Annotated in this window: 25 protein-coding genes, 1 tRNA gene and 1 pseudogene; 14 read left to right on the top strand and 13 right to left on the bottom strand. The window is 64.2% G+C overall.

The window, feature by feature from the left end; translation table 11 throughout:
• From FNJ47_RS26775 to FNJ47_RS26755, 5 genes are all read right to left on the bottom strand, one after another.
• The coding region (locus FNJ47_RS26775; RefSeq protein ID WP_347341721.1) for a ShlB/FhaC/HecB family hemolysin secretion/activation protein at positions 1-1272 on the bottom strand (1272 nt) is incomplete at its 3' end.
• Positions 1273-1654: 382 nt separating this feature from the next.
• The gene (locus FNJ47_RS26770) at positions 1655-2638 is read right to left on the bottom strand and encodes a FecR family protein (RefSeq protein WP_347341720.1); all 984 of its coding nucleotides are present in this window, start codon (positions 2636-2638) and stop codon (positions 1655-1657) included.
• Positions 2639-3100: 462 nt separating this feature from the next.
• Complete coding sequence (locus FNJ47_RS26765) at positions 3101-3724, bottom strand: RNA polymerase sigma factor (protein ID WP_347341719.1); 624 nt, start codon at positions 3722-3724, stop codon at positions 3101-3103.
• 106 nt (positions 3725-3830) lie between these two features.
• Positions 3831-4559 carry an energy transducer TonB family protein gene (locus FNJ47_RS26760; protein ID WP_163158519.1) on the bottom strand — a complete coding sequence of 243 codons (729 nt, stop codon included), beginning with the start codon at positions 4557-4559 and terminating at the stop codon, positions 3831-3833.
• Entirely contained in the window at positions 4556-5326 is a 771-nt protein-coding gene (locus FNJ47_RS26755; protein ID WP_163158517.1) for an STN domain-containing protein, read from the bottom strand. Before FNJ47_RS26755 ends, FNJ47_RS26760 begins: the two co-directional genes overlap by 4 nt.
• Before the next feature lie 420 nt (positions 5327-5746).
• Between FNJ47_RS26755 and FNJ47_RS26750 the strand changes: the two genes are divergently transcribed.
• The 6 genes from FNJ47_RS26750 (at position 5747) to FNJ47_RS26725 (ending at position 13288) form a co-directional block, all read left to right on the top strand.
• Positions 5747-6454 (top strand): TetR/AcrR family transcriptional regulator, encoded by a 708-nt coding sequence (locus FNJ47_RS26750; protein ID WP_163158529.1) that lies wholly within the window; start codon positions 5747-5749, stop codon positions 6452-6454.
• Between the two features lie 19 nt (positions 6455-6473).
• The gene (locus tag FNJ47_RS26745; protein ID WP_163158515.1) at positions 6474-7445 is read left to right on the top strand and encodes an ABC transporter permease; all 972 of its coding nucleotides are present in this window, start codon (positions 6474-6476) and stop codon (positions 7443-7445) included.
• Positions 7446-7484: 39 nt separating this feature from the next.
• Complete coding sequence (locus FNJ47_RS26740) at positions 7485-8501, top strand: sugar ABC transporter substrate-binding protein (protein ID WP_163158513.1); 1017 nt, start codon at positions 7485-7487, stop codon at positions 8499-8501.
• 76 nt (positions 8502-8577) lie between these two features.
• Positions 8578-10701, top strand: a complete 2124-nt coding sequence (locus FNJ47_RS26735) for an ABC transporter permease (protein WP_163158510.1) — start codon at positions 8578-8580, stop codon at positions 10699-10701.
• Positions 10698-11795 (top strand): NHL repeat-containing protein, encoded by a 1098-nt coding sequence (locus FNJ47_RS26730; RefSeq protein ID WP_163158508.1) that lies wholly within the window; start codon positions 10698-10700, stop codon positions 11793-11795. Before FNJ47_RS26735 ends, FNJ47_RS26730 begins: the two co-directional genes overlap by 4 nt.
• Complete coding sequence (locus FNJ47_RS26725) at positions 11792-13288, top strand: sugar ABC transporter ATP-binding protein (protein WP_163158506.1); 1497 nt, start codon at positions 11792-11794, stop codon at positions 13286-13288. The genes FNJ47_RS26730 and FNJ47_RS26725 overlap by 4 nt, the downstream gene beginning before the upstream one ends.
• A 75-nt stretch (positions 13289-13363) precedes the next feature.
• On the opposite strand, the gene FNJ47_RS26720 is transcribed toward FNJ47_RS26725, so the two are convergent.
• Positions 13364-13741: a hypothetical protein gene (locus FNJ47_RS26720; RefSeq protein ID WP_163158504.1), complete on the bottom strand. Its 378-nt coding sequence runs from the start codon at positions 13739-13741 to the stop codon at positions 13364-13366.
• Positions 13742-14047: 306 nt separating this feature from the next.
• On the opposite strand from FNJ47_RS26720, the gene FNJ47_RS26715 reads away from it, so the two are divergent.
• Positions 14048-16078: a YgiQ family radical SAM protein gene (locus FNJ47_RS26715; protein ID WP_163158502.1), complete on the top strand. Its 2031-nt coding sequence runs from the start codon at positions 14048-14050 to the stop codon at positions 16076-16078.
• Between the two features lie 70 nt (positions 16079-16148).
• Here FNJ47_RS26715 and FNJ47_RS26710 read toward each other — a convergent pair whose 3' ends face one another.
• From FNJ47_RS26710 to FNJ47_RS26685, 6 genes are all read right to left on the bottom strand, one after another.
• Positions 16149-16436: a DUF5658 family protein gene (locus tag FNJ47_RS26710; RefSeq protein ID WP_233287121.1), complete on the bottom strand. Its 288-nt coding sequence runs from the start codon at positions 16434-16436 to the stop codon at positions 16149-16151.
• A complete protein-coding gene (locus FNJ47_RS26705; RefSeq protein WP_163158500.1) occupies positions 16423-17232 on the bottom strand; it encodes a sterol desaturase family protein in 810 nt (269 codons plus the stop codon). The genes FNJ47_RS26710 and FNJ47_RS26705 overlap by 14 nt, the downstream gene beginning before the upstream one ends.
• Positions 17222-17572, bottom strand: coding sequence for a hypothetical protein (locus FNJ47_RS26700; RefSeq protein WP_163158498.1), 351 nt, complete (start codon positions 17570-17572; stop codon positions 17222-17224). Before FNJ47_RS26700 ends, FNJ47_RS26705 begins: the two co-directional genes overlap by 11 nt.
• A gap of 60 nt (positions 17573-17632) precedes the next feature.
• Positions 17633-17899 carry a hypothetical protein gene (locus FNJ47_RS26695; RefSeq protein ID WP_163158496.1) on the bottom strand — a complete coding sequence of 89 codons (267 nt, stop codon included), beginning with the start codon at positions 17897-17899 and terminating at the stop codon, positions 17633-17635.
• 193 nt (positions 17900-18092) lie between these two features.
• Positions 18093-18169, bottom strand: a tRNA-Arg gene (locus FNJ47_RS26690).
• A 150-nt stretch (positions 18170-18319) separates the two neighbouring features.
• On the bottom strand, positions 18320-19798 hold the full coding sequence (locus FNJ47_RS26685; protein ID WP_163158494.1) for an ATP-binding protein: 1479 nt from the start codon (positions 19796-19798) through the stop codon (positions 18320-18322).
• A 364-nt stretch (positions 19799-20162) separates the two neighbouring features.
• Here FNJ47_RS26685 and rpmH point away from each other — a divergent pair, with 364 nt between their 5' ends.
• From rpmH to FNJ47_RS26650, 7 genes are all read left to right on the top strand, one after another.
• A complete protein-coding gene (gene rpmH, locus FNJ47_RS26680; protein ID WP_008542748.1) occupies positions 20163-20297 on the top strand; it encodes a 50S ribosomal protein L34 in 135 nt (44 codons plus the stop codon).
• 32 nt (positions 20298-20329) lie between these two features.
• Positions 20330-20710, top strand: a complete 381-nt coding sequence (rnpA, locus tag FNJ47_RS26675) for a ribonuclease P protein component (RefSeq protein WP_163158492.1) — start codon at positions 20330-20332, stop codon at positions 20708-20710.
• Positions 20711-20713: 3 nt separating this feature from the next.
• Complete coding sequence (gene yidC / locus FNJ47_RS26670) at positions 20714-22594, top strand: membrane protein insertase YidC (protein WP_163158490.1); 1881 nt, start codon at positions 20714-20716, stop codon at positions 22592-22594.
• Between the two features lie 163 nt (positions 22595-22757).
• A complete protein-coding gene (gene yihA / locus FNJ47_RS26665; protein WP_163158488.1) occupies positions 22758-23411 on the top strand; it encodes a ribosome biogenesis GTP-binding protein YihA/YsxC in 654 nt (217 codons plus the stop codon).
• A complete protein-coding gene (locus FNJ47_RS26660) occupies positions 23408-23776 on the top strand; it encodes a DUF423 domain-containing protein (RefSeq protein ID WP_347341718.1) in 369 nt (122 codons plus the stop codon). Before yihA ends, FNJ47_RS26660 begins: the two co-directional genes overlap by 4 nt.
• A gap of 166 nt (positions 23777-23942) precedes the next feature.
• Positions 23943-24836: an acetylglutamate kinase gene (gene argB, locus FNJ47_RS26655; RefSeq protein ID WP_163158486.1), complete on the top strand. Its 894-nt coding sequence runs from the start codon at positions 23943-23945 to the stop codon at positions 24834-24836.
• 86 nt (positions 24837-24922) lie between these two features.
• Positions 24923-25909 (top strand): DUF1036 domain-containing protein, encoded by a 987-nt coding sequence (locus FNJ47_RS26650; RefSeq protein WP_163158523.1) that lies wholly within the window; start codon positions 24923-24925, stop codon positions 25907-25909.
• Between the two features lie 107 nt (positions 25910-26016).
• On the opposite strand, the pseudogene FNJ47_RS26645 reads toward FNJ47_RS26650, so the two are convergent.
• A pseudogene (locus FNJ47_RS26645) lies at positions 26017-26178 on the bottom strand (pyrimidine 5'-nucleotidase); the annotation flags it as partial.
• Between the last annotated feature and the right edge of the window lie 154 nt (positions 26179-26332).

Genomic DNA, 26332 nt, shown 5'->3' with positions numbered 1-26332 from the left:
GCTGAACTGCTCGCTCGAGACCAGCGGCCCGTCGGCAATCTGCCCCTGCACCTTGCCGTAGAGCTGGAAGCCTTCGGGCAGCTCCTGGGTATGCGAGACGTCGAGGTTGAGGTGGGTGAAGCTCGGCGAAGCTTTGAAACGCTTCGCGTCGAACTGGTCCCACGGGCTGCTCAGCGTCCGGATATTGTAGGTGACGCCGGCATTGAACTGCGTCGTGAACTTCTCTTGCTGGAACGTCGCCCCGTAGGTCGCGACGACGGGATAATAAGTGACCGGTGACGAGAAGCCGTCGGTGCCGAGCTTCACGGTCTGGTCGAAATGCTTGTAGTCCACGCCGACCGACAGCGTGTGGAACAGACCCTCGCGGGTCGGCAGTGTGATCACGGCGCGCTCACCGATGATCATGCCGGGGCCGACTACGTTGGTGCCGCCGATGGTCGCGACATTGCTGTTCGACTTGACGCTGTAGAACAGCAGGTTGAGCCAGTCGGCATTCGGGATCCGCGCCATATAGGAGCCGGAGAACACCTCGGCATCGCTCGGACGTTCCGGCGCAACCTGATAGGTGAAGCTCAAGGAATGACCGAGCTGCCACAGATTGTCATAGTGAACGGTGGCAGAGACACGGCTCGGCGTGGTGGACGGCGATTGCCGGTTGTTCAGTTCGAGGCTGGCGTGGAGCGGCGCCTTGTCCTCGACGTTGAGATCGACGTCGACGGTGCCGGGCGCAACGCCGGCGCGCAGCGCCGGCGTCACTCGGCGATCGGGCCACTGGTTGAGCGAGACGATGTCCTTGGTGACATCGGTGAAATTGGGGACACTGCCTTCCTTCAGCGACGGCGCACTGTCCTTGATCCGGTCGAGATCGAAATAGCGTGAGTTCTTGACGCGAAGGCGCCCGACCTTCAACTCGCTCACCTTGAGCGTGACCACACCGCCCGTGACGTTCTGCTGCGGGACTGCGACGCTGACGGTCTGAAAGCCCTTGTCGTGGTACGCCTTCTCGAGCGCTGCGCGCGCCTTCTCGACGTCTTCCGAGGTCTTGTTCGGACCGAGGAAAGGATAGATCGCCTCCTCGATCTCGACCTGCGGCAACTTCTCGGCGCCTTGCACCGCGAAGTCGTCGATGTCGAAGCGCTGCAGCGGCGCCGACGGCTTCTGCGCCGGCGCATTCGCTTCGGCCGGCTGCTTGCCTGCTGCGGGCGCCGCGGCCGCAGCAGCAGTATCTTTCGTTGCTTCCTTTGCCGCGCGCGCCGGCACAATGGCTGCCACGGAGCCAATCACGGAGAGTGCCGCGGCCGACACACGCAACCCGATCCGGCGTCGCGAACGATGCCCAATTAACCAGTGATCTCTTCGACTACGCACAGACGTCCCACTTTACTTCGCGCAGATGCGCGCCATCGCGACAGGAAGACCGCGATGACGGCGCCTTACTCAGAAGACGTCTGGGCGAGTGCAAACCCGCAAAAGAATCTGCGGCATCGCGGAATAAATTTTTGATTTGTTAGGAAGTCGAGCGACGCGGCGCCGATTCGTTCGAATGGAGCCTCTTTCGTTCCGATTGAATCGGAACGAAGCTGGGTCTCCGGATCTTTGTTTGACGCGTTTTCTTCACACGAACTGATTATCCGCTTCGCGAAGTCGCTCCGGGTCAGCTCATCAGCACCACACCGCCTGGCAGCGATGTGATCCGCGCGCCGAACAGTTGCTCGACCTGGGCGACGAAATTGTCGAGCTTGTCGACTTGAAATGTGCCGTTGACGAGCCGGAGCTTCAGTTCCGCGTTGGTGATGATGATCTTTCCGGTGCGGTACCGGTTCACTTCGTCCACCACACTCGCCAGCGGCCGGTCTCGGAAGATCAACAATCCGGTCTGCCAGGCCGCGACCTGCTTGGCATCGACCGGAAGCGAGGCCTGCAATCCGGCGCGCGAATAGGTGACCTGTTCGGCCTTGCGAAGCTGCACGGAGCGGCCGTCCTGTTCGACGGTGACGATGCCGTCGAGGCACGTCACCGAAACGACGCCGTCGATGCACCGCGCGTTGAAATCAGCCTGCAACGCACTGATGCGACCGTCGCGCGCCAGCATCACCAGCGGCGTCGGCGACGACCTTCGGGCGACCACGGAGGCCTCGCCCGAGATCAATTCGATCCGGGTTTCGTTCGGCGTCGGCCGCAGCGCAAGGCTGGTCTGGGTGTTCAATTCAACCGAAATATCGGGCGCCAGCATCACCTTGCGCTGTTCGCCCTTTCCGGTCCGGTAATCGGCCGAGAGTTCGTCGATCGACGGCCACATCTCGAGTGGCGGACGGATCATCATATAGCCGGCCGCGGCGGCGATCGCGCCGCCGAGCACGATGCGGCGTGTCAAAGCGCGAGACGGCCGGGACGGCAATGCTACGACGGAAGCCGCGGCAGCCTTTTCCTCGGCAAGTTCCTTTGCCGCGGCGCTGGCGGTGCGGAGCAGGCTTGCAGCCGTCCTGAACGCCTCTTCGTGGTCGGGGCTTTGCGCGCGCCAACGCTGCAACGCGTCGACATCGGCACGCGTCGGCGAGCCGGCCTTCAGCCGGACAACCCAGTCAAGCGCCTCATCCAACAAGGGATCGGGCCCGGATGTGCGGGTCGGCTCGGTCACGACGGATTGCTCATCACGCTGCCCGCCAAACCTCAACCTCCTGATCGCATCGAGCACATAGCGAAGGTCGCAATATAGACGATTCCGACGGCAGCAGGGCACCGCAATCGGCCGTTGCGCACAACGCAAGCAGAAACATCCAGCAATTGCGGCTTGCGCCGCATCGCGCGCCGGAGCACAGCGCGGCGATCGCATGCCGGTTCAATTGCACCTGAACCTGTCTTCAAGCGGCTCAACACTTCCAGCGAACCTTTCCCAGGCACCCCAACGGTCCTCATGAGATCGCTCTCTATTCGATAGACGACTGAAAGCCCGCTATCCCGCAGAACAGAGGTTGAAATTCGTGCAGTCTGTTACTCTTGATTTAAGGTCAAGCGCTTGCAGCCGCTGGAAATTGTCGTCCGCAATGAATTTCGATAGCCCGCCGCATGACGGCCGACGTCGCGGCCGCGGCGAGTTCGATCACGAACGGGGACGTGGACCGCCGAGACGTCGGATCAAAGTATAGTCGAGGCAATCAGCGCAATGGCTCAGGGCCAACTTCAAATCGCTTTCCACCGTTCGCAGGCTGACGCCGAGCCGGGTCGCCACATCCTGCGGCGGACGTCCCTCGATCGTAATGCTGTAAAGTACGTCGCGCGGCCGCTCCGGCAATCCGGCCAACGCCCGCTTGAAAGCGTCAATATCGGAACGTGCCTCGACGATTCTCGCCGGGCTCGGTCCATCGTCGCTCACGTCGAGCAGTGAATCGATCTCGGTGGCGCTGACGCGGAGATTCTGCGCCTTCTGACGATCCCTCGCGATATTGATCGCGATGCGAAAAATATAGTCGGCGGGGCTGCGGATCGGCACGGCGTCAGTGACCCGCTCCAGCCGCAGGAACGTCTCGTGCAGGGCTTCGTAAGCGAAGTCCGACGATCCCAGACGGCGGGTCAGTTTCTTGACGAGGCCGTCATAGTTATCTGCCAGCTGGCCCCGCAGCCGCACTCGATTGATTTCAGCCACGTTCCGCGGCCTCCCAGACACCAGCCCGATATCCAGATTGAATTGTTCTTGAAGCTGGCCAATCTCGTAACGGCCGCCCACAACACATTTATGACGGTAACAAGTCGACAGCGAACGACACGCAGGCTGATGCGTCGGGCTCACATCCAAAGAGTGAACTGGCGCTCGGCGAAGGCGGCGCGCCGGATCAGGCCGGGTCGAACACCAGCGTGATCTGGATGTTGAGCCGGTCAGGCAGAGCCGACGGGATCGACGGCAGCGGCTGCGCGCGCCGGATCGCGTCGACGGCCGCCTTGTCGAGCACGGCCTCTCCGGAGCTGGTCTTGACCCAGACCTCGAGCAGGGTGCCGTCCCGTTGCATGGAAAACAGCGTCTCGACCGCCCCGTGCAGCCGGCCGAGCCGCCCCGCGTTCGGGTAGCGCTGGTAGCGCGCAACATGACGAAGCAGCGTTTGCTGAAACTTCACTGCGGCACTGCTGGGCGGCGTGTCGGCCGGCGATGGCGTCGAACGCAGGCTCGGCACCGCCGGTTCCACCGGCATCGGCTCGCGCGCCGGGGCCGCGGTCAGATTGTCGAGGGATGGATCGGAGCTCTCCGGCGACACGTCGGTCCGGCTGGCGAGGGTCGCGGTTTGCGGCTCCGACTGCGGTGCAACCGGAATGGGCGCGGGCGACGGGCTCGGCAGCAGGCGAACCTGTACGATCGAGCTCTGCTCCCGGCTTGCCGGTCCAGCCGGCGGCTGCAGCCGGATCCAATAGATGCCTCCGACGAACAGCAGCGTCGCGATGGCCGGCACCAGGAGCAGGCGCAGGACCTCACCCGAGGTCCAGGCGCCGGGATCCTCGGGATGAAACAGCAGGCTCATCGGGCTGACGCCGCGCCCGCTATCAAGTCCACTGGTGTCGTTACCACTCATTGAGACGATTTCACCCGGATCGCGATCCGCACCGGCTGCGACGCATTTGTGGGCGTCGTTCGGCTCACGGTCAGTCCTTGCAGCGCCGCCGTCACCGCCGCATCGCGGTGCTGATCGCCGGTCGACCGCAACAGCTGGGTTCGCTGAATCGTGCGTGAGGGATCGATCCACAGATCGACGACGAGCTGATAGCTGCCGCCGCGGGACCCGATATTCTTCTGCAGCGCCTTTTGAATGTCGAGCTGCAGGCTTTCGCTGTAGTCGCGCAGCGCGCCGGTGTCGTTGCCGTCATTGGTCGCACGCACCTGCAGCGTGCCCAGCGACAGATCCGCGGTCAGAAGCGGGCTCGCCGGCGGCCGGTCGGCCCGCGCGCTGCGCGAAGCCAACGTGATGGCGTCCGGGCGAATGTACTGGACCTTCAGATCGGTTCCCTTCAGAAGCAGGTTCAATGCCTCCTCAGGCGTGAGGGTTCCTTCGACCGGCGCCGACTTCCGGCCGGTTGCCGAATTGCTTTCGTAAAGCACCTGAACGCCGGTGCGTTCGCCATAAGCCTGCAGCGCGCCGGCAAGCTGCTGCGCGGGGATGTTGAATTCGATCGGCGTGGATGCGGCAACGATCTCGCGCTGCTGCGCGGCAACCGCGCAGATGCTGCCGATCAACAGCGCCGCGCAAATCCCGAACAGATACCGCGACCTTGCGGAGGCTCCCGGAGCGTCAACGCCGGTCTCAGCGCCGGCGCGCGCGCCATATGATCCAACTGCCGTCATAACCTTGCTTCGGCCCAAAGTGACCGTTGGTGAAATTCGGCCAGCATGTCTGTGCGGGTTGGCCTTCCGGCCAGCGAACCTGCGTTCTTTATATCTGGAATGTGACGGCCGTCTAACTGGCCTGTCAGTCGACCGGAGTGCCGGGAATTTGTGCTGACCTTTCAGCGTAAAAAGTTCCCGACGCCGGCCCGGGAAGCTCCGAGCGCAAGGCCGGCAGCCCGAAGTGAGCCAAAAAACGAGCGAGCGCTCTCTCAGAAAAATTGATCATCCCCCTTTTCCGAACGCCGCTTCGTGCGCTAGGAATTGATCAAGGGCGACAAGCCCAGCCCGGACCGGCAACAAAACGAGACGGTCCGAGGACATAGCCAGGGAGGCAACGTGGGTCTCGCGCGTCAGCGGCCGGGGACGAATGCGTTCGCGATGGACGTGCTTTGCGCGCGTATCCTCGAACGTCACAGGGATTCCATCCGGGTCCAGAAAACGCATCTCGCCGTTCCGAACCTCACGCGCATCATCGGCGCGACGCTCACGCTTTCCAACAAGCACGGCTTTCACGCCACCACGCTGCGCCAGCTCGCGGAGGCCTCGGGCCTCAGCATGGGCGGTCTCTATACCTACTTTGACAGCAAACCGACGCTGCTCGCGATGATCCTCGGCGAGGTCGCCGAGACGGCGGCGGAGGTCCTCACCGCGCCGCCCGCCAGCGTGAAGCAGGATGCGCGCAAGCATCTGCACTGGATCATCGCGACCCATGTCCGCATGAGCGAGGCGATGCAGCCCTGGTTCGTGTTCTCCTTCATGGAAGCGAAGTCGTTTCCGCCCGCGGAGCGACAGCGCGCCATCGAGATGGAGGTGATGACCGAGAAGATCATCGCCGACGTCCTCAAGCAGGGCGTTGCCAGCGGGGTGTTCGCGATCGATCAGGTCACGCTGACGGCCTCGCTGATCAAGCCGCTGCTGCAGGATTGGTACGTCAAGCGGGCCAAGTATCGCAGACGTGGCACCTCGATCGAGACCTACATCAACGCCGTCGGCGCGTTCGTCGACGCCGCGGTCGCGGGCAGGACGCGGCCTGGCCGCGCCGTGGCCGGCTCCCGCGCGAGATCCAGGCAGACGGCGCAACCATAAAGGCAGGAAGGACGAGGCAATGAAGCGATTGCGATTCAATCAACAGGAGATCGTCTTCGCGGTATTTGCTTTGCTGTTCCTGGCGTTCTCGATTTTCCTGCGCGGCTTCCTGACGCCGGAGAACATGCTGACGCTGCTGCAGAACGTCGCCGTGCTCGGCATCCTCGGGCTTGCCATGGCGATCGTCGTGATCGGGCGCGGCATCGATATCTCGCTGATCGCAGCGCTGGCGGTCCCTCCCGGGCTCGTGCTGCAGATGGTGCAGAACGGCCACTCGCTGCCCGCCTCGCTGCTTGTGGCCGTGCTGCTCACGATCGCCTTCGGCCTGGTCAATGGCTGGCTGATTGCCTATGCAGAAGTTCCTTCGCTGTTTGCGACACTGGCGACCGGCCTGCTGCTCGCCGGCCTCGGGCAGGCCGCATTGTTCCAGCTCGACGTCGTGCAGTGGAGTGACGGTATGAAGGGTTTCGAGCGACTCGGACAGGGCACCATCCTCGGCATCCCGACCTCGATCGTGATGTTCGCGATCGCCTGCGTGGTGGTCGCCTTCCTGCTGCGCCAGACGCGCTGGGGCGCCTATATCTACGCGATCGGCGACAATCCCTACGCGGCCCGCGTCACCGGCATCCCCTCGCGCCCGATCATCGTGTTGCAATATGTCGTGGCGGCGCTGATCGGCTGCTTCGCGGGCTTGGTGATGGCGGCCTCCGTCAACTCGATGCCGACCCGCATCTTCAACTCGACCCTGATCTACGACGTCATTCTTGTCGTCGTGCTCGGCGGCATCGGCCTGTCGGGCGGCCGCGGCGGCGTGCTCAATGTCGTCATCGGCACGCTGCTGATCGGCACCATGCTGAACGGCATGACCATCATGGACATCTCCTACGCCGGACAAAACCTCGTCAAGGGTGTCGTCCTGCTGCTCGCCGTCATCACGGATTCATTCCTGAATCCGCGCAACGAAGAAACGGCACAGCAGGGCGACATCTGAATCAGCCACAACAAGATCAACACGACCAAGGAGGAAGCAATGAAATACGCTGTCAGGACTGCCAAGGTGATTGCCGCCGCATTCGGACTTGCAGTCATCGGCGCCCCGGCTCTGGCCCAGCAGGGCCTCGACGAGCCGTTCCAGAAGCCGTTCAAGGAGGCCCTCGCCGGCAAGACGGTGGCCTACGTTCCGGTGGCCATGAATTTCGACCTCACCGAAGGCTGGTACGCCGGCCTGAAGAAGGAGCTCGAGCCCCTCGGCGTGAAGTTCGAGATCCGCGATCCCAACTGGAACACCAATGCCGGCGCGCAAGCGGTGACCTCGCTGATCTCCGAGAAGCCGGCCGTGATGGTGATCCACAATCCGGACGTGCAGACCTACGCCAAGCTGCTGCAGCGCGCCGAGAACGAAGGCATCTACGTCATCCAGATCAACATGGGATCAGCCTATCGCTCGTCGGCCTTTGTCGGCGCCAACTGGATCGAGATCGGTGAGAAGGACACTGAAGCGGTGGTCAAGGCCTGCCAGGGCAAGTCCAACAAGATCGCCATCGTGCAGGGCGCGCTCTCGGCGGCCGCCAGCGCCTACACGCTCAAGGGCGTCGAGAACGTGCTCGCCAAGCATCCCGAGATCAAGGTGGTCTCGAGCCAGGCGGCCGACTGGGATGCCGCAAAAGCCAAGGCGATCACCCAGACGGTGTTGAAGCAGAATCCCGATCTCTGCGGCATCGTCGGCTTCTGGGACGGCATGGACATCGGCACCGCCGCGGCGGTGAAGGAAGCCGGCCTGACCGGCAAGGTGTTCGTCGCGACCTCCGGCGGTGGCGAGCGCAAGGGCGCCTGCGAGCTGGTGAAGTCCGGCGCCTTCGACCTCAACATGAGCTACGACGTGCCGACCCAGGCCGCGCAGATGGCCGGCACGATCAAATGGCTGCTGTCGTCCGGCGCCAAGGCCGGCTCGATCAAGGGTTCGGAATACACGACCCTGATTCCGATCACCAAGGAGAACGCGGACAGCCAGACCGCGTGCTGGAATCTCAGCGACCTGAAGAAATAGTCCGGCCATTCCCGCTTGATGTCCCGGGCGATCTCGCCCGGGACGTCGATCTCCCGAAATCGAACGCCTTGCTGGAATGCCGATGCGCGACACCTTGACGAGCCTGCGTTACCGCTACTGGCCGGATCATCTCCTCGGCGAGATCCTGTCCAAGCGATGGACCGAGACCGCAATTCCGGTGATCCTGCTCCTGATCGTCGGTTTCGCGCTGAGCCGATCCATCGATCACTTCCTATCGCCGGCGAGCCTTGCCGACACCGCGCGGCAAGCCGGCGAGATCGGCTTCATCGGGCTCGGCATGGCCCTAGTGGTCATCGTCGGCGGCATCGATCTGTCGGTCGGATCGATCTTCGCACTGACCGATTTCTGCGCGCTCTATCTGCTCGACGTGCTGAACTGGCCGGTGCCTGCGGTGGTGGTGGCCACCCTCGCCTGCGGCGCATTGCTCGGCGCCGTCAACGGTGTCCTGATCGGCTACTTGCGGCTACGCGCCTTCATCACTACGCTGATCACCCTGATCATCTACCGTTCGGCGTTCGATCTGCTGATCCAGCGCTACTCCAATTCGATCGCCGCGGCCTTTCCCGACATCCCCTCGTGGAATTTCATCGGCGGCGGCGACGTGTTCGGCATTCCGAGCGTCGCGCTGGTCTATGTCGCGATCGCGATCTTCGGTCATATCTTCATGACGCGGCTGCGCCCGGGCTGGCACATCACCGCGATCGGCGGCTCGCGCCGTTCCGCCTACAATTCCGGCATTCCGGTTCGCCGCACCATCGCGCTCTGCTATGTCGCAAGCGGTGTGCTGACCAGCATCGCCGCGCTGTTCTTTGCGGCACGGCTCGGCACCGTCGGCGGCGACATCGGCGTCGGCCTCGAGGTGATCGTGCTGACCGCGACCGTGCTCGGCGGCATCACGCTCGGCGGCGGCAAGGGCTCGGTCGCCAAGTCGCTGGTCGGCGTTCTGATCGTGCTCCTGATCACCAACGGCCTGACCACGCTCAATGCGCGCGGCGGCATCAACCGCATGGCGCTCGCAGGCATCCTGCTGGTCGCCGCGATGGTCGACATCCGCTGGCAGAAGAACCGCACCCGCATCATCAGCAAGGTCTATGTCGCGCCGACCTATCACGCCTTGCCGCCGCCGCCGGCCACCGAGATCGGCCAGGGCGGCCCGTTCGAGCAGAACGACAAGCTGCGCGACGTCGAATTGATCGGCCTCGGCCGCATCGAGGCGCCCGAGGACGTGATCCTCGATCGCAACAACAATCTCTACGCCGGCTCGCGCCATGGCGATATCATGCGCTTCTTCGCGCCGGACTATCAGCGGATGGAGGTGTTCGCCCATATCGGCGGCCAGCCGCTCGGCATGGCCTTCGACCGGCAGGACAATCTCTATGTCTGCATCGGCGGCATGGGCCTGTACCGCATCAAGCCGGACGGTACGGTCGAAAAGGCGACCGACGAGACCAACCGCAGCATGCATTCGGTCAACGACGACAGCCGCCTGCGGCTGGCCGACGACCTCGACATCACCGACGACGGCCTGATCTTCTTCTCGGAAGCGACCGTGCGCTACGAGATGGACGAATGGCCGATCGACGGCCTCGAGGCGCGCGGCAACGGCCGCATCATCTGCTACGACACCAAGACCGGCGCCACCCATACCGCGCTGCGCGGCCTGAAATTCCCCAACGGCATCTGCGTCGCCAGCGACGGCCAGTCGATCCTGTTCGCCGAAACCTTCGGCTGCTCGATCAAGCGGCTGTGGTTCGCGGGGCCGAAGAAGGGCCAAGTGGAAGTGGTGATGGACAATCTGCCGGGCTATCCCGACAACATCAATCTCGCCTCCGACGGCAATTACTGGTTGGCGCTGGTCGGCATGCGCAGTCCGTCGCTCGACCTCGCCTGGAAGATGCCCGGCTTCCGCCGCCGCATGGCCAAGCGCGTCCCGGTCGACGAATGGCTGTTCCCGAACATCAACACCGGCTGCGTCGTCAAGTTCAACGAGCAGGGCAAGATCCTCGAATCGTTCTGGGACCTGCGCGGCGAGAACCATCCGATGATCACCTCGATGCGCGAGCATCGCGGCTATCTCTATCTCGGCGGCATCATGAACAACCGGATCGGCCGCTACAAGCTGGAGAACGCCGACCCGAACTTCGTGCAGTATGACAAGCGCTGGGGGAAGCTGTCGTGATCGCGGCCGTCAGGGAATTCGCCAACCGCTTTCTCGGCCGCGGCGAGGCCACCATCACCGTGCCGTCGTTCGACGGCGCGCTGAAGCCCAATCAAAAGCTGGAGTCCGCGACGACCTTGCTGGAGTGCGAGGCGCCCGAGGATCTCGCAACCGATGGCCGCAACCTCTATGTCGCCGACGGCCGGCGTCTGCTGCGCCTCGACGGCAGCGCCGCGACCGAACTGCGTAGCTTCGAGCAGCCGATCTCGGCGCTTTGCGCGCTCGCCGACGGCGGCATCGCGGTCGCGCTCGGCGGTCGCGAGGTACGGCTCTACGCCGATCCCACCTCGGGCGAGCCGAGCGTGAGGTTCAGCGACGCCGCCTTCAATGCGATCAACGCATTGACGCCGGCGGGCGACGGCACCCTGATCGCGACCGACGGCTCGGCGACCTGCGGCGTCGACGATTGGGCGCGCGACCTGATGGAGCTCAACCGGAACGGCCGCGTGTTCCGGCTCGATCCCAAGACCGGATCGGTGAAGCCGCTGGCCTCAAAACTCGGCTACGCCTTCGGCGCCTGCGCGCGCGGCGATGGCGTGCTGGTCAGCGAGAGCTGGCGGCATCGTCTGGTCCTCGTCGCGGATGGCAGGACGCCGCAGACTGTGCTCGGTCACCTGCCGGTCTATCCGTCGCGGCTGTCGAAGGCCGCCGGCGGCGGCTACTGGCTGACGGCGTTCACCGCGCGCACCCAGCTGGTCGAGTTCGTGCTGCGCGAGCCGGCCTACCGGCGCCGCATGATGGCCGAGATCGATCCGGCCTATTGGGTGGCACCGCGGCTGCGCTCGGGCTTCTCGTTCAAGGAGCCGATGCAGGGCGCGCACATCAAGACGATGGGCGTCATCAAGCCGTGGGCCCCGCCGCGTTCCTATGGGCTCGTCATCCGGCTGAGCGAAGACGGCAAGCCGCTGTATTCGCTGCATAGCCGGGTCGACGGCGTCAATCACGGCGTCGTCGCCGCGCTGGAACTGGGCAGCGACCTTGTGCTGATCGCCAAGGGACCGGGCCGCGTCCTGAAACTGCCCCTCGCCGGGCTTGCCGAGGAGACAGGCTCATGAGCGACACCGTGCTGTCCCTGCGCAAGGCCACCAAGCTCTACGCCGGTGTGCCTGCCATCGAGGGCGTCGACTTCGACCTCCGTCGCGGCGAGATCCATGCGCTGGTCGGCGAGAACGGCGCCGGCAAGTCGACACTGACCAAGGTGATGGCCGGCGTCGTGACGTTGACCTCGGGGAGCATGACGGTCGACGGCGCAGACGTCGCGCCGCGCACGCCGCTCGAGGCCCGCAATCTCGGCATCGCCATGGTGTTCCAGGAGAACAGCCTGGTGCCGACCATGACCGTGGCGCAGAATCTGTTTCTCGGACAGGAGAAATTCTACAACCGGCTGCGCGGCATCTACATCGCCGCCCAGCAGTTCCTGCAATCGCTGAATTTCGACGTGACGCCGACCGCGACCGTGAGCGGGCTCGGTGCCGCCAAGAAGCAGATGGTGGAGATCGCGCGCGCGGTCCTGCACAAGGCCAAGGTCATCATCTTCGACGAGCCGACCGCGTCGCTGACGCCGGAAGAGAAGAAGTATTTCTTCGACCTGGTCCGTGACCTCAAGAAGCGCGGCGTCTCGATCGTCTTCATCTCGCATGCGCTGGAAGAGGCCCTGCTGCTCGCGGATCGGATCACCGTGCTGCGCGACGGCAAGCATGTCGTCACCGACGATGCGGCGAAATTCGACCGCGCGGCGATCGTGCAGGCGATGGTCGGACGCGACCTTTCCAACACGCTGTACGGTGCGCGGAAGACCAGCGTCCGTCCGGCCGGCGCGCGCGTGCTCACGGTGCAGAACCTCAAGATGGCGCCGATGGTGAAGAACAATTCGCTGTCGGTGTTTGCCGGGCAGATCACCGGCGTGTTCGGCCTGGTCGGCGCGGGCCGCACCGAAACCTTCAAGATCGTATCCGGCGTGTTGAAGCGCGACTTCTTCCACGGCGGCGAAATCCTGCTGCACGACAAGCCGGTGCGCTACCGGGTTCCGGCACCGGCGGTCAAGGCCGGCATCGCCTATGTCACCGAGGACCGTAAGGTCGAAGGCTTCTTTGAGACTTCCTCGATCGCCCGCAACATCTATCTCGGCCTGCTCTCCAAGTTTCCCGGAGGACGGATGCTGCTGTCGCGGCGCGAGACCAACACAGTCGGCAAGACCTGGACCCAGCGGCTGAAGGTTCGCGCCATCGGCGACGAGGCCAAGGTGGTCGAGCTGTCGGGCGGCAACCAGCAAAAGGTCGTGATCGCCAAATCGCTGGTGCAGGAGCCCGAGCTGATCATCTTCGACGAGCCGACACGCGGCGTCGACGTCGGCGCCATCGTCGAGATTCACGAGCTGATCAACCAGCTTGCCGACGAGGGCAAGGCGGTGGTGGTGATCTCATCCTATCTGCCCGAGATCATGGCGCTCTCCGACCGCATCCTGGTTTCGCGCCAGGGCAAGGTGGTCGAGGAATTCTCCGCGGTCGAAGCCACCGAGGAGAAGATCATGTACGCGGCGATCCACTGACGCCGCAAGAGACATGCGACGTGGCCTGCCGGCCACGCCGTGGGTGCCGCATTCGCTGCGACCCCGATTCGCCCGTTACTGCTTTGGACCAACGGTCCCGGTCGCCTTCAATCTCGCCGACCTCACCCAACCCGAGGCGTCGTTGCCGCCGTGTGGATTGAGGTACATCACCGACGACCAGCCATCATCGGTCTGCGCATAGGCAACGAGCTCATCGTTCGGAATGACGAACACGCCTTTGATCGGGCAGTGCAGATTCGGCGCCGAGTAGAATTGCAGCCGTCCCTTGCCCGTCACCACGTTGGCGAGCGGCGGCGACAGCATCGGAACGCGATTGGTGCCCTCCCGCGGCTCCTTACAACTCGACGGCGTCTGCGCGTGCACGGATGCGCCGAGCACAACAAGCATCACGGCAGTGCAGACCAAGCAGGCGAGTACAGACCTGTCCGACATCGCTTCATTCTCCCGACCGCATTGATGGCGATCACCCGGTGTTTGTCGCAGGACATGCCGAGCAGGTTCTATGGATGCGACCGAGATTGCATCCTCAAGCAACCCGCACGCATTCACTCGGTCGCCCGATAGGGTGGCCCGGCGATCATCTTTTATGCCATTGAGATATCGGCATGATTTTGCCGGTCGCCGTCCCCCGTCCCGTTGGGCGGGCCTGGAACCTGTCGGGAAGCGCAACACGCGATCGGGCCAGGCGGCACGCTGATTGGTTGAATTCACGACGCCGGCGTCTTATGCGTGGTCGCCATGAACACCCTTGCCACCGCCGATATATCCCTGACGTCATGGCCGCGCCATCTGGCGCGCCCCGACAAGCCGGCGCCGTTCCTGCCGATGAACCGCGCCGAGATGACGGCGCTCGGCTGGGACCAATGCGATATCGTGCTGGTGACGGGCGATGCCTATGTCGACCATCCGAGCTTCGGCATGGCGATCATCGGCAGGTTGCTGGAGGCTCAGGGCTTCAGGGTCGGGATCATCGCGCAGCCCGACTGGCAGTCGGCCGAGCCGTTCAAGGCGCTGGGAAAGCCACGCGTGTTCTTCGGCGTCACCGGCGGCAACATGGATTCGATGGTCAACCGCTATACGGCAGACCGACGGCTGCGCCACGATGACGCCTACACGCCGAACGGCGAGGGCGGCCGCCGGCCGGACCGCTGCACCATCGTCTATGCCCAGCGCTGCCGCGAAGCGTTCAAGGACGTGCCGATCGTGCTCGGCGGCATCGAGGCGTCGCTGCGCCGCATCGCGCATTACGACTATTGGTCCGACAAGGTGCGCCGCTCGCTGCTGGCTGACGCCAAGGCAGACCTTCTGCTCTACGGCAACGCGGAACGTGCGGTCGTCGAGGTGGCGCACCGGCTCGCCAATGGTGAAGCGCCGCGCGATCTCGACTCGATCAGGGGCGTCGCGCTGTTCCGCCGCGTGCCCGAGGATTACGCCGAGCTGCATGCCGACGATCTCGACTCCGCCGACGAGGGCGCATCGCGCCAGCCGGGCAACATCGTGATCCGCCTGCCGGCCTGCGAGCAGGTCGAGCAGGACCGCGAGGCCTACGCCCGCGCCTCGCGCGTGCTGCATCGGGAGAGCAATCCCGGCAATGCGCGGCCGCTCGTGCAGCGTCACGGCGACCGCGATTTGTGGCTGAATCCGCCGCCGATCCCGCTGTCGACGGCCGAGATGGACTCTGTCTACGACCTGCCCTACGCGCGGGCGCCGCATCCCTCCTACAAGGACGCCAAGATTCCGGCCTGGGAGATGATCCGCTTCTCGGTGACGATCATGCGCGGCTGCTTCGGCGGCTGCACGTTCTGCTCGATCACCGAGCACGAGGGCCGCATCATCCAGAACCGCTCGGAGGGCTCAATCCTGCGCGAGATCGAGCGTATCAGAGACAAGACGCCGGGCTTCACCGGCGTGATCTCCGACATCGGCGGGCCGACCGCCAACATGTACCGGATGGCCTGCAAGGATCCGAAGATCGAGGCGGCATGCCGGCGGCCGTCCTGTGTCTTCCCCGAGATCTGTCCGAACCTCAACACCTCGCATGACGACCTGATCCGGCTGTATCGCAAGGTGCGCGAGGTGAAGGGCGTCAAGCGGGTGATGGTCGCCTCGGGCGTGCGCTACGACCTCGCGGTGGAGAGCCCCGAATACATCAAGGAGCTCGTCACCCATCACGTCGGCGGCTACCTGAAGATCGCGCCCGAGCACACCGAGCGCGGCCCGCTCGACAAGATGATGAAGCCGGGCATCGGCGCCTACAACCGCTTCAAGAAGATGTTCGATGCCGCCGCCGAGCAGGCCGGCAAGAAATACTATCTGATCCCGTATTTCATCGCCGCGCATCCGGGCACGACCGACGAGGACATGATGAACCTCGCGCTCTGGCTCAAGAAGAACCGCTACCGCGCCGATCAGGTGCAGACGTTCCTGCCCTCGCCGATGGCGACCGCGACGGCGATGTATCACACCGGCGTCAATCCGCTGCGCGGCGTGCGCCGCGGCGCGAGCGACAAGGTCGAGGCGATCAAGGGCCTCAGGCAACGCCGCTTGCACAAGGCGTTCCTGCGCTATCACGACCCGGACAACTGGCCGCTGCTGCGCGAGGCGCTGAAGCAGATGGGCCGTGCCGATCTGATCGGCTCGCGCCCCGATCAGCTCGTGCCCGCACACCAGCCGCCCGGCACCGGCAAGGCCGCCGGCACGCGACGACCTCTGCGCGAGGGCGGCCGTGCACAGCGCTTCACCACCAAGGGCCTGCGGATGGGCAAGTGAGAAGCCATCGGCGGCCGGAAGTCAGATCCGGCCAAGCCTGGCGACGCGGCTACTGAGAAAGTTGGCTGGTTCAGTTCGTGCCCGCGATGATGGCGAGGTTGTTCAGGACGGGCGTCGAGCAGAAGGCGACGACAAGCGCGATGTTGTAGACGTTGTTGCTGCGCCAAAGCAGCCACGTGATGACAAACGTCAAGCCCAGCTTGGGCACCAGCCACCACACGCCGAACCACGTCTGAGCCAGATGCATGAACGGGTTCAGCTCGCCCAATCCGAGATCCAGGATCACGTTGGTCGACACGAGGTCGGCGTACCCGAGCAAGAGGGCACAGAGTACCAAGAGACCTTTAACCCAATTCATTATGAGACTCCCGATGCCAAAGATTCCGGAGATGCCGGATTGGCCAGATCACGCTGTTGATGATGTCCACTCGCTCGGCTGGCACGAGGCCCGTTGCAGGATACTCGTCCGGCTTCGGCACCCAGGCCGTGCCGAACAGAATGTCGAGGAGCGGAAAAAAGGCGGCGAAGTTCTTGTCGCGATGCTCAGGACGGACCGAGTGATGAATCCGGTGCCATTGCGGGTTGTTGATCCATGTCACATACCGGCCGAGCGGGATGCGGACGTTGAGATGAGCGCATGCATCGGGGAGGAAGAAGATAAACCCGATAGCTATCGCTATATCTGGCGGGATGCGAAACAAGATCGCCAAGATCGGAAGAAAGGCTTCGGAGAGCACCCTCTCTAACCAGAAATGCCGGCCGCCGGTGATGAACGTAACGCCGTTCGCGCTGTGATGGAACGAGTGCATCGCCCAGAGAAACGGGATCGCATGTTGAAGGCGATGGTATGCGTACTTGTAGAGATCGAGCGCGACCACGACGATCGCAAGTGAAACGTACCACCAGTAACCTTCAGTCGGTAACTTGATCCAGCCAACACCGGCATAGCCCGCAATTGCGCCGGCACTGATCGCTGCGACCGGAGCGAGCATGTACGACAAGCCGAGGCTCACGATCACCGCGAGCCAATCATCACGAAACTCGTCGTGGGGAACGTCCGCAATCGGCCACCGTTTTTCCAGGATACGACTGCCATAGACGATCCCCAGAAATACCGCCGCGTAAAAGATGACGTTTGCAACGTTACTCGGCATGAGAAATCACTCGCCGGCTCAATAGGGCAGACAATAAGAATAAAAACAGTCTGTGCCCTATATGTTGAAAAACCTTATTTTTTCTCAACGTTCCGGCGAGCGCAAGCAGGGTTTTTACGGGACGCCCCTCGGCTTCAACCTGCTTCCGAAGCGCCGCGGGTCGGTACGGTTGTCGAATTGATCCGGAGGCGACCGAAACGCTGCCGCTTGCGATCCAGCCAGCAGTCGCGGCCTGTCGCTTCAGAGCATGAGCGGCGATCCGCGACAGAAATGTTTCGCTAACGGTGTCGTCGAAGAATTCATCACGACGCTGTCGCGAGCCGACGCAGGTGCCGCGCATCGTACATACGAGAAGGCCCGCGACGTTGTCGCGGGCCTCGGAGGGGATCCGCTATGCAGCTCAATGCAGCGAGCGGTCGGTACGGGCGGAAGCCCGTGCGGTCGTGATCTTGCTTCGCGGTGTCAGGACGCTGAGCTGATGCGGCGTGGCCGACGTCGCGGCGATCGGCGCCTGCTCGTGGACATTGGCGGCGCCAAGCGCGCCAGCCTGCACCGGCGAGATCGGCAGGCCCGCGGCTTCGAAAGTCGGAAGCTCCGCTGCCGATGCGCTCGTTGCACTCGCGATCGCGAGGGTGGCGGCGATGATGGGGAGGGAAATCTTGGTCACTTGAAGGCTCCTCGATGGGATTCGAGAAGCAAATCTAGGCCCGCTTTGTTGCAATGCAATAAAACCATCGCCGCACCGCACAAACAATTGAGCGCCGCGGCAGAACGACAACGGACGTCGCAGCGCCGCCGGCGCTCTCGCCCGGTAGCGAGCTCGACTGCCGCCGTGAAAAACCAATGAAAACAAAGACGAATGGCGCGCCCGGAACGATTCGAACGTCCGACCCTCAGATTCGTAGTCTGATGCTCTATCCAGCTGAGCTACGGGCGCATTTTCGCGGATGGGCTTGAAGCCCGCAAGGTTCCGGGAAGCCCGGAACGTCGCGAAAGAGCGCTCTAGCTACAGGCTCCCGGCCCGGTTGGCAAGCTCTGGAAATGCCAATTTCGGCGCAGTTTTGGCCGCCCGAAATACCGGGGCCGCCTACGCCCGCGCCCGCTCGCTGCGGATCGACAGCAATTCCACCGGGCGATCCGGGATCGAAATCCGGAAGGTGGCGCCGATGGTGCCCTCGACCAGGTGAATGTGGCCGCCATGGGCGCGGATCAGCTCGGCGGCAATCGCGAGGCCCAGCCCGCTGCCGCCGGGGCGGCCGGAGGTCTGGAACGCCTCGAACAGATGCTCGCGCGCCTTGGCCGGCACGCCGGGGCCGGTATCGGAGACCTCGATGATCGCAACTGTCCCCTCGCGGCGGCCGGTGATGCGGATCTGCTGCGCACCGCCATCGCTGTCCTGCCGGCTCTCCAGCGCCTGGGTGGCGTTGCGCACCAGGTTGAGCAGCACGCGGAACAGCTGGTCCGGGTCGGCGTCGATGGTCAGGCCGCGCTCGATCGCGCTGATCCAGGTGATCGAGACATCGGTCGCCAGCCCGGCCGATTCGCGGACCTCGGCGACCGCGGGCTCCACCATGATCACGCGGCGGTCGGGTGCCGCCTCCTGGGCGCGGCCATAAGATAACGTCGACTGGCAGAAGGCGATGGCACGCTCGAGCGAGCGCAGCAATTTCGGCGCAAAGCGCTGCACCCGCGGGTCGGGCACGCTGGCAAGCTGGTCCGACAGCAGTTGCGAGGATGCCAAGAGGTTGCGCAGGTCGTGGTTGATCTTGGAGACGGCAAGCCCGAGCGCGGCGAGCCGGCTCTTCTGATGCAGCATCGAGACGAGGTCGCGCTGCATGTCCGACAGCTCGCGCTCGGCAACGCCGATCTCGTCGCCGCGCTGGCTGGGCACGATGATTCGCGCCGAGCTTTCCGGATTCTCGTGGAAGCCGACCAGGCTCGCGGTCAGCCGCCGCATCGGGCGGACGAACAGGTAATGCAGCGCCAGATAGACCAGGCCGGCGGTGAGGCCGGCGATCAGCAGCGCGACGACCAGCACGTTGCGCGAGAAGCGGTACATCGCCTGCCGCAGCGGCTTCTCGTCGATCACGACCTCGATGAATTGCGCCTGGCCGGGCGCCGGGCCGACCACGCGGATGGTCTGGTCGCCATGCTCCAGCATGATCTCGAAAGCATCGACGATTGCCGACCACACCGTCACGGCCCGCATGTCGACGTCGTGATCGATCGCGGCCGGCAGGTCGGCGCTGGCGAGCAGGCGGCGCTGCTGGCCGAGCTTGATAGCGACGGCACGGGCGCCGATGCTGGTCAGGATCTGCCGCGCCAGCGAATCCGGCACCAGGCCGGACGGGGCGGCGTCGAGCACCAGCGCCGCAGTATTGGCGGCGGCCAGGCGGTCATTGAGCCGGTTCATCCGGAAGTTGGCGATGGCCGGTACGTAGATCAGGAGCCCGGCGATCATCACCAGGGGAATCGTCAGCAGCAAAAGCTTGCCCGACAGCCCGAGCCGAAGGGGCGGCTTGGGCCGCTGCTTCTGCGCGGTCGCCTGATCGTCAGTTAGAGCCACAAGATAAGGCCTTGTTTGGCTTAGGGGTCGGAAGATGCGGCCCGGCCCCCGAGCCGGTCAAATTACGGATCGCTAATGTCGCCGGTTCCCCGGACGCCCCAAAGCGTACCCTTACCGTCAAATACCCCGCGAAATCAGATATATTCGCCCCAATTGCGACGTTTCAAAGAACCCTTTTTGCGACGCCATGTGACATTGACGAAAACAGGACGCTCCCTTATAAGCCGCGCCAACTGTCCGCGATGGCCCGGTTCTTGACCGGGGGCGGCTCTTTGGGGCCGTAAACGGCTCGTTTGGGCCCGCCAGCATCACCGGACTCCATCTCAATACAACGGCAAATTGCCCGGTCAGCGGAGAATTACCCGTGAAGCGGACTTATCAACCCAGCAAACTGGTGCGCAAGCGCCGTCACGGCTTCCGCGCCCGCCTCGCCACGGCCGGCGGCCGCAAGGTCCTCGCTGCGCGTCGCGCGCGTGGCCGCAAGCGCCTGAGCGCCTGAGCCCGGACGTCTCCTCTCCGGAGATACCCATTATGGATCGGCTGAGGCAGCGGGCGGATTTCCTCGCCGTTGCCAATGGCGCACGGGCGAATACCGCAGCTTTTGTGCTGCAGGGCCGCCGCCGCGATGATCAGGGCCCGATCCGCGTCGGCTATACCGTCACCAAAAAGAACGGCACTGCGACCGAGCGCAACCGCATCCGGCGCCGGCTTCGCGAAGTGATGAGACGGGTCGATGCCGTATTCATGCGGCCGCACCATGATTATGTGCTAGTCGGCCGCCGTGACGCGCTGACCCGCGACTTTACGACCATGCTTGACGATCTGCGGTCGGCGTTGCGCCGCCTCGACCGGCCTGCGCCAAAGGCGGGCAACGAAAGCGCACGTAATCCGAATGGAATGACGAGACCCTGAGAGATGTCCAATAACCGCAACACGATCCTTGCCGTCATTCTGTCCGGCCTCGTCCTGATCGCCTGGCAATATTTCTACAACGTGCCGCAGATGGAGAAGCAGCGCGAGGCGCAGCGGCTGGCCGAGTTGCAGAAGCCTGCGCCGCAGCCGACGGCTCCGGGGGCTGCTCCAGGCGCTTCGACCACGCCCTCACCGGCACCGGGCAAGCCTGCTGCCGACGCTCCGGTGGCAAGCCGCGAGACCGTGCTTGCAGCCGGCCCGCGCATCAAGATCGACACCCCGCGCGTGATCGGTAGCATCGCGCTGAAGGGCGCCCGGATCGACGATCTGTCACTGGTCCAGTTCCGCGAGACGGTCGACCCGAAGTCGCCGGCCATCGTGCTGCTGTCGCCGTCGGGCACGGCCGAGCCTTATTATGCCGAATTCCTGTGGCTGACCGCCAACGGCGCGTCGGTGAAGACGCCGGACTCCGAAACCGTCTGGCAGCAGGAGGGGTCGAACAGCCTGTCGCCGAGCACCCCGGTGGTTCTGAAATACGAGAACGGCCAGGGCCTGACCTTCCGCCGCACCATCTCGATCGACGATCGCTACCTCTTCAGCATCAAGGACGAGGTCATCAATCAAGGCAGCGCGCCAGTGACGCTGTACCCGTTTGGGCTGATCTCGCGCGGCGGCAAGCCGCCGGTCTCGGGCTACGCGATCCTGCACGAAGGCCTGATCGGCTATCTCGGCGAACAGGGCCTGCAGGAATATACCTACAAGAACATCGACGACAGCAAGATCCCGACCGGCGAGGACTCGCGTGGCGTCAAGTTTGACAACGTGACCAACGCCTGGCTGGGCATTACCGACAAATACTGGGCGACAGCCCTTCTGCCGGACACCAACGCCACACTGCAAACGGCCCGTCTTACCAACGACTCGGCTTCCGATCCGCGCGCCAAACGCTATCGGGCCGACTACATGCTCGGCGCGCAGACCATTCCGATCGGCGGCACCGGCGTTGCCAATGCGCGGCTGTTCGCCGGCGCGAAGGAAGCCGCGACCGTCGGCCTCAACTTCCCGCTGGTCGGCTTCGGCGGCTACAATAAGCAGCTCGGCCTCAACCATTTCGATCTCCTGATCGACTGGGGCCACTTCTACTTCATCACCAAGCCGATGTTCCTGGCGCTCGACTGGTTCTATCGCCTGGTCGGCAATTTCGGCATCGCGATCCTGCTGGTGACGGTGATCGTGAAGCTGCTGTTCTTCCCGCTCGCCAACAAGTCCTACGCCTCGATGGCGAAGATGAAGTCGGTGCAGCCGCAGCTGCAGGCGCTGAAGGAACGCTATCCTGACGACCGCGTGAAGCAGCAGCAGGAGATGATGGAGATCTACAAGAAGGAGAAGATCAACCCGATCGCCGGCTGTCTTCCTGTCGTCGTGCAGATCCCGGTGTTCTTCTCGCTCTACAAGGTGCTCTTCATCACCATCGAAATGCGGCACGCGCCGTTCTTCGGCTGGATCAAGGACCTCTCGGCGCCCGACCCGACCAACCTGTTCACGCTGTTCGGGCTGATCCCGTTCGATCCGATCGCGCTGCTCGGACCGCATTTCGGGGCCTATCTGGTGATGGGCATCTGGCCGATCATCATGGGCATCACGATGTGGGTTCAGATGAAGCTGAACCCGGCGCCGCCGGACCCGACCCAGAAGATCATCTTCGACTGGATGCCGCTGATCTTCACCTTCATGCTGGCCGGCTTCCCGGCGGGTCTCGTGATCTACTGGGCCTGGAACAACACGCTCTCGGTGCTGCAGCAGAGCTTCATCATGCGCAAGAACGGCGTGAAGGTGGAGTTGTTCGACAATCTGAAGTCGACGTTCGCCAAGAAGCCGACCTAGCTTCCGGCAAACCGCCTGATCACTGCGTCATGCCCGGCCTCGTGCCGGGCATCGACATTTTGGAGACCGGCAGGACAAGACGTTGACGGGGATGGCCGGGTCGTCTTACGCCAAAGCTGCGCCTTGAGCTTTTGCCCGACCACCATGAAATGGGACCCTTCGCATGACCGCCGAACCCGATGCGGAGCTGATCGAGCAGGGGCGTAAGCTGTTCGCCGGCGACTGGCGCTTCATCTGGGCCTCGCCCTCGATCGAGACGCTGCCCCCGATGGCCGGCCTCGAGGTCGTCTTTGCCGGCCGCTCCAATGTCGGCAAGTCGAGCCTGATCAACGCGCTCACGGGCCGCAGCAACCTCGCCCGCACCTCTCACACGCCCGGCCGCACCCAGGAGCTGATCTTCTTCGAAGGACCGGAGAAGGCGGGCTTCCGCCTGGTCGACATGCCGGGCTACGGGTACGCCTCGGCGCCGAAGACCAAGGTGGCGTCGTGGACGGCGCTGATCCACAAATTCCTGCTCGGACGCGCGACGCTGGCGCGGGTCTATGTGCTGATCGACGCCCGCCACGGCATCAAGGACGTCGATCTCGACGTGCTGAAGACGCTGGACAAGTCCGCGGTCAGCTACCAGGTCGTGTTGACCAAGGCCGACCAGGTCAAGCCCGGCGAATTGAAGACCGTCATCGCCGACACGTCAGCGACGCTGGCAAAGCATCCCGCCGCGTTCCCCGAAGTGCTGGTGACCTCGTCGCGCACCGGCGACGGCATGCCGGAGCTGCGCGCCGCCATGGTGCGCCTGATCGAGGAGCGGCGCAGGTGAACGGCGCATCCCGCCTCCTGATTGGGCTAGCCGCCATCATGGGCGCCTGCGGCGTGATGCTGGCGGCGGCCGCCGCCCATTTGCCTGATGCCACGCGGCTGGCCGCTGCGTCCTCGATGCTGCTGTTCCATGCATCCGCCGCCATCGCGACCCTTGCGATCGCGGACCGCACGATCATCCATGCGAAGCTCGGAATCGTGGCGGCGGCAGGCTTCGTCATCGCGGCGTCATTGTTCGCGGGCGACCTGGTGCTGCGCCAATATGGCGGCCACGGCTTGTTTCCGATGGCGGCTCCATCAGGCGGAACGCTGTTGATCCTCAGCTGGCTGGTGCTGGCGGTCTCGGCCATGTGGCCGCAGCGCTGACCCGTAACCCGGATGGAGCGCAAGCGAAATCCGGGACTGCAGCCGCGGCACGATTCCCGGATTGCGCTTCGCTCCATCCGGGCTACGAATACCTCTCCCGCTTTGCGCCCTGCCCGGCAATCAGATAGAACCGCGCCCGTCCCTCCGCTGACATGAGACCAGCCCCATGACCGACCAGCACATCAGCCCGCTCGATCAGGCCCGCATCCTGTCCGAGGCGCTGCCGCACATGCAGGAATATGACGAGGAAACCATCGTCATTAAATATGGCGGCCATGCCATGGGCGCCGAGGACACCGCCAAGGCGTTCGCGCGCGACATCGTGCTGCTCGAGCAGACCGCGATCAATCCGGTGGTCGTGCATGGCGGCGGCCCGCAGATCGCGACCATGCTGAAGCGCCTCGGCATCCAGTCGGAATTCGCCGCGGGCCTGCGCATCACCGACGCCGCCACTATCGAGATCGTCGAGATGGTGCTGGCCGGCTCGGTCAACAAGCAGATCGTCGGCTACATCAACGAGGCCGGCGGCAAGGCCGTGGGCCTCTCCGGCAAGGACGGCAACATGGTGAAGGCGTCGAAGACGACGCGAACCATGGTCGATCCCGATTCCAACATCGAGAAGGCCGTCGACCTCGGCTTCGTCGGCGACCCCGAGAAGGTCGACCTCACGCTGCTCAATCAGCTGATCGGCTATGAGCTGATCCCGGTGCTGGCGCCGCTCGCCACCTCGCAGGACGGCCAGACGTTGAACGTCAACGCCGACACCTTTGCCGGCGCGATCGCCGGCGCGCTGAAGGCCAAGCGCCTGCTGCTGCTGACCGACGTACCCGGCGTGCTCGACAAGTCCAAGAAGCTGATTCCGGACCTGTCGATCAAGGAAGCCCGCAAGCTGATCGCCGACGGCACGATTTCCGGCGGGATGATCCCGAAGGTCGAGACCTGCATCTACGCGCTCGAACAGGGCGTGCAGGGCGTCGTGATCATCGACGGCAAGACGCAGCACGCCGTGCTGCTCGAGCTCTTCACCAACCAGGGCACCGGCACGCTGATCCATAAGTAATGGCAGACGCGGCAGCGCGAATGAAAGCCGTCATGGCGGGACTCCCGGCGAGGATTCCTCGCCGGGCGCCGGCGGCGCGGCTCGCGATGTCGCTGCCGGCCGCGCTGGTGTCGTTCCTGTTTTCGGCGGCGCCGGCGCATGCCGACCTCAAGCTCTGCAACCGCATGAGCTATGTGATCGAGGCCGCGATCGGCATCGACGACAAGGCCGCCACCGCGACACGCGGCTGGTTCCGGATCGATCCGGCAACCTGCCGGGTCGTGGTGCAGGGCGCGCTCACCGCCGACCGCGTGCTGCTCAACGCGCGCGCGCTCGGCGTTTACGGTGCGTCACCGATCCCGCAGAACGGCACCGATACGCTCTGCGTCGCGCAGGACAATTTCGTGATCGCCGCCGCGCGGCAATGCCGCTCCGGCCAGACGCCCGCGCAATTCACCCAGATCACGCCGACGCAGACCGATGACGGCAACCTCGTCGCCTACCTCGCCGAGGACAGCGAGTATGACGACGAGCAGGCGCGGCTCGCCGGCATCCAGCGCCTGCTGGTGATCGCAGGCTACGACGCCGCGCCGATCGACGGCGTCGACGGGCCGAAGACCCAGAGCGCGCTATCGGCATTCCTCAGGAGCCGCGGGCTTGCGAGCGACATCGTGCAGTCGCCGAACTTCTTCACCACCATGGTCGACGCCGTGCAGAAGCCGTCGCCGACGGGGCTGACCTGGTGCAACGACACGCCGCACAAGGTGATGGCCGCGGTTGCGACCGACGACGGCAAGGTGGTGACCAGCCGCGGCTGGTATGGGATCGATCCCGGCAAGTGCCTGCATCCCGACGTCACGGGCACGCCGAAGCAGATCTATTCCTTCGCGGAAGCGGTCGACGGCGACAATCGCGCCATTCGCATCAAGGACAAGCCGCTGAACTGGGGCGGCGGGGTGCAACTCTGCGCCCGCGACAGCAAGTTCGAGGTCAACGAGCAGGGCGACTGTGCCACTCGCGGCCTCACCGCGCTCGGTTTCACCACCGTCGACATGACCAGCGGCGGCAAGACGCTGCGCTTTGCGGTGCCGTGATCGTTCTTCTTGACGTCGTCCCGGCGAAGGCCGGGACCCATAACCACTACTCTGGGTTTTGAACAAAGATGATGAACACGAGCAATTCACACCGCGCGCACCAATTGCCGCCGCGCTTCCTCGGGCGAGATCTTCAGCCAGTTGCCGACGAACTCGCCGATCCGCGCATCGACCTGCTGCCACAGATTGACGTGATGCGGGTACAGCGTGTTGTCGAGGTCGAACACCCAGGTCTCGACGTGGCCGAAGCTGCGGGGAGTTTTGGTCATGATTCCCTCAACACGTCGTCCCGGCGGAGGCTGGGACCCATAACCACTACTCTGGGTTTTGAACAAAGATGATGAACACGAGCAATTCACACCGCGCGCACCAATTGCCGCCGCGGCGTATGGGGTGTCTCTTATACACATCGGACGATGCCAA

Origin of the sequence: Bradyrhizobium uaiense (assembly GCF_010811875.1) — a bacterium.
In the GTDB taxonomy this organism is placed as follows: Bacteria; Pseudomonadota; Alphaproteobacteria; order Rhizobiales; family Xanthobacteraceae; genus Bradyrhizobium; species Bradyrhizobium uaiense.
This window is presented reverse-complemented; position numbering and strand designations above follow the sequence as displayed.